This window comes from Actinomadura sp. 7K534 (assembly GCF_004348575.1).
GTDB classification, from domain to species: Bacteria; Actinomycetota; Actinomycetes; order Streptosporangiales; family Streptosporangiaceae; genus Spirillospora; species Spirillospora livida.
Genome location: NZ_SMKB01000404.1, coordinates 1 through 3,517, shown reverse-complemented (window position 1 = coordinate 3,517; position 3,517 = coordinate 1). Strand labels below are relative to the sequence as shown.

Sequence of the window (3,517 nt, the reverse complement as noted above, 5' to 3'; positions counted from 1 at the left end):
GGGCGGGTCAGCGCACGGTGGCGGCGGGATCGAACCCGAACGGCAGTTCCAGCCGGTGCGCGGCCAGGAGCTCGGCGTCCATCAGCAGGTCCCGGGTGGGACGGTCGGCCGTGATCACGCCGCCGGAGAGGACCACCGACCGCGGGCACAGCTCGGCCGCGTACGGGAGGTCGTGCGTGACCATCAGGACCGTCACGTCCAGGCCCAGCAGGATCTCCGCCAGTTCGCGGCGGCTCGCCGGGTCCAGGTTGGAGGACGGCTCGTCCAGGACCAGGATCTCCGGCTCCATCGCGAGGACGGTCGCGACCGCGACGCGCCGGCGCTGCCCGAAGCTCAGATGCTGCGGCGGCCGGTCGGCGACCTCCAGCATGCCGACGCCGGCCAGCGCGTCGCGCACCCGGCGGTCCAGCTCGGCGCCGCGCATCCCGAGGTTGGCCGGGCCGAACGCGACGTCCTCCCGCACGGTCGGCATGAACAGCTGGTCGTCGGGGTCCTGGAAGACGATGCCGACGCGGCGGCGGACCTCGCGCAGCGCCTTCCGGTCGCCGGGGTCGACCGCGAGACCGCCGACCCTGACCTCGCCCAGCCCGCCGTGCAGGATGCCGTTCAGGTGCAGGACGAGCGTGGTCTTCCCGGCGCCGTTCGGCCCGAGCAGCGCGACCCGCTCGCCGCGCCCGACCGTGAGGTCGACGCCGTAGAGGGCCTGCGTGCCGTCGGGGTAGGCGTAGGCGAGGCCCTTGACCTCAAGGGACGGGGTCATGGCGCGATCCAGGCGGTGAGGGCGACGAGCGCGGCGGCCGAGGGCAGCAGGGCGGCGGCGGTCCACTGCGCGGCGGTCGCGCCCACGTCGTGCATGACGGGCATGCGGCCGTCGTACCCGCGGCTCACCATCGCCAGGTGGACGCGCTCGCCGCGCTCGTAGGAGCGCAGGAAGAGCGCGCCGACCGACCGGGCGAGCACGCGCGTCGCGCGCAGGTCGCGCGCCTCGAAGCCGCGGGACGCCCGCGCCACCCGCATCCGGCCCAGCTCGGCGGCGACGACGTCGACGTAGCGGAGCATGAACGCGGCGATCTGCGTGATGAGCGGCGGCATCCGGAGCCGCTCGATGCCGAGCAGCAGCAGCCGCGGCTCGGTCGTCGCGGCGAGCAGGATGGACGCGACGACGCCGAGGGTGCCCTTGGCGAGGATGTTCCAGGCGTCCCAGAGCCCGCCCTGGCTCACCTGCAGCCCCAGCACCGTGACCTTCTCACCTTGCGCGACGAACGGGATCAAAACCGCGAACGCGACGAACGGGACCTCGATCACGGTGCGCCGCGCCACCGTCGGGAACGGCACCCGGGCGAGCAGCGCGACGGCCGCGAGCAGCAGCGCGTACACGCCGAACGCCCACATGCGCTCGCGCGGAGTGGCGACGACCAGCAGCACGAACGCCACGACTGCGACGATCTTGGTCTGCGGCGGCAGCCGGTGCACCGGTGAGGCGCCCGGCAGGTACAGCCGGTGCGCGTGTCCCGCGCCCACTACCCCTGCCCGGACGTTCCCGCCGGCGCCTTCTCCCGCGGCTCCCCGGCGGGCTCGCGCCGCCGCACGGCCCAGAACAGCCCGCCGCCGACCAGCAGGACGGACCCGACCCCGATGACGCCGGACAGCCCGACCGACACCCACTCGTTGCCGACGCCCTCGACCCCGTAGTCGCCGAGCGGGGAGTCGCCGAGCGCGTGGTCCTTCTCCTCGGCGCTGATGCCCTCCTCCTCGGCGACCTTCTCCAGGCCGTCCGGGCTGCCGCTGGCGTAGTAGCTGACGATCCCCGCGAGGACGAGGGAGACCAGCAGGAACGCGGCGAAGAAACGCTTGGTGGTCATGTGGCTTCTCCTCAGACCTGGGACGCCGCGGGCCGGGCGGTGCGCAGCTCGGCCGGCTTCAGCAGGCCGCGCGCCCCGTACACGAGGTCGGGCCGGACGGCGAGGACGCTCGACACGGTCACCGCGGTGATCAGCGCCTCGCCGATGCCGATCAGGACGTGGACGCCGAGCATCGCCGCGGCGACCGTCCCGATCGACACGTCCGCCGTCCCGCCGACCGCGTAGATCAGCGTGAAGGCGAGCGCGGACGCGGGCACCGAGAGGAAGGCCGCCACGAACGCCGCCCCGGACACCGACGCCCTGGTCTTGGGCAGCACCCGCAGCAGCAGCCGGAACGTCCCGTAGCCGACGGCGACCGTGACCAAGGACATGAGGATGATGTTGACGCCGAGCGCGCTCAGGCCGCCGTCCGCGAACAGCAGCGCTTGCAGGATCAGCACGACCGACACGGCCACCATGCCCGCGTAGGGCCCGACGAGGATCGCCGCGAGCGCGCCGCCGAGCAGGTGCCCGCTGGTCCCGCCGGCGACGGGGAAGTTGAGCATCTGCGCGGCGAACACGAACGCCGCCGTCAGCCCCGCGAGGGGCGCGGTCCGGTCGTCCAGCTCGCGCCGCGCCCCGCGCAGCGCGATCCCGACGCCCGCCACCGCGACCGCGCCCGCCGCGATCGACACGGGCGCGTCGATGAAGCCATCAGGTACGTGCACCTACCGCCACCGCCTTACCGGTTCCTGCCGACCCACCCAGTGTGCGGCGTCTTGACAGTAGTTGCAACACTCTCGCAATAGCAAGAAATGTGTGGCTTGCCCGCGACGGCGCCCGGGCGGGTCAGTCGAAGATCGGGTCCCGGGTCCGGCTGCGCTTCAGCTCGAAGAAGCCGTCCGTGGCCGCGACCGCGACGACGCCGTCCCAGAGCCGGGCGGCGGCCTCGCCCCGCGGGATCGGCGACACGACCGGGCCGAAGAACGCGCTGCCCTCGACCTCGATCACCGGGGTGCCGACCTCCTGGCCCACGCGGTCGATGCCGTCCTTGTGGGAGGCGCGCACGGCCTCGTCGTAGGCGGTGGACTCGGCGGCGTCCGCGAGCGCCGGGTCGAGCCCGGCCGCGGTCAGCGCCGCCTCGAAGTAGGGGCGGCCGAACTCCTGCTTCTCGTGGTGGCGGCGCGTGCCGAGCTCGGTGTAGAGGCGGCCGAGGGCCTCCGGCCCGTACTTCTGCTCAGCGGCGATGCACACGCGCACCGGGCCCCAGCCGTCCCGGAGGCCCTTGCGGTACTCCTCGGGGACGTCCTTGTCCTCGTTGAGGACGGAAAGGCTCATCACGTGCCACCGCACTTCGATCGGGCGCAGCTTCTCCACTTCCAGAATCCAGCGCGACGTGATCCACGCCCACGGACACAGCGGGTCGAACCAGAAATCCACGGGGGTGACAGCGTCCTTGGCCAACGTCGCCTCCTATAGCGAGAACAGGGTGTTTAAAGCGACAACCAAGCCGCGGCGATCCCGATTCCCGCCGGGGTAAAGGTTCCAATGAGCCCATTTCATCCTGTGGCGGCGGGCTGCTGGTCACAGCATGATCGCGATGCGCCGGTTGGGGCATGACGTAGAGAGACCCCTGGTAGACGGGTTGATCACCACAATCACGTCGCCTGAACCAG

Annotated in this window: 5 protein-coding genes; all 5 read right to left on the bottom strand. The window is 72.4% G+C overall.

Features of this window, described 5'->3' with window-relative positions; translation table 11 throughout:
- Nucleotides 1–7 precede the first annotated feature (7 nt).
- The 5 genes from E1266_RS36345 to E1266_RS36330 all read right to left on the bottom strand — a co-directional run bounded on the left by E1266_RS36345 (nucleotide 8) and on the right by E1266_RS36330 (nucleotide 3,305).
- Entirely contained in the window at nucleotides 8–760 is a 753-nt protein-coding gene (locus E1266_RS36345) for an ABC transporter ATP-binding protein (protein ID WP_132054999.1), read from the bottom strand.
- Nucleotides 757–1,521, bottom strand: coding sequence for a cobalt ECF transporter T component CbiQ (gene cbiQ, locus E1266_RS36340; protein WP_132054997.1), 765 nt, complete (start codon nucleotides 1,519–1,521; stop codon nucleotides 757–759). Before cbiQ ends, E1266_RS36345 begins: the two co-directional genes overlap by 4 nt.
- Nucleotides 1,521–1,862, bottom strand: coding sequence for a PDGLE domain-containing protein (locus E1266_RS39065; RefSeq protein ID WP_207946134.1), 342 nt, complete (start codon nucleotides 1,860–1,862; stop codon nucleotides 1,521–1,523). Before E1266_RS39065 ends, cbiQ begins: the two co-directional genes overlap by 1 nt.
- An 11-nt stretch (nucleotides 1,863–1,873) precedes the next feature.
- Entirely contained in the window at nucleotides 1,874–2,569 is a 696-nt protein-coding gene (locus tag E1266_RS36335) for an energy-coupling factor ABC transporter permease (protein ID WP_207946133.1), read from the bottom strand.
- Between the two features lie 121 nt (nucleotides 2,570–2,690).
- Nucleotides 2,691–3,305 (bottom strand): disulfide bond formation protein DsbA, encoded by a 615-nt coding sequence (locus E1266_RS36330; protein WP_132054995.1) that lies wholly within the window; start codon nucleotides 3,303–3,305, stop codon nucleotides 2,691–2,693.
- Nucleotides 3,306–3,517: the final 212 nt, after the last annotated feature.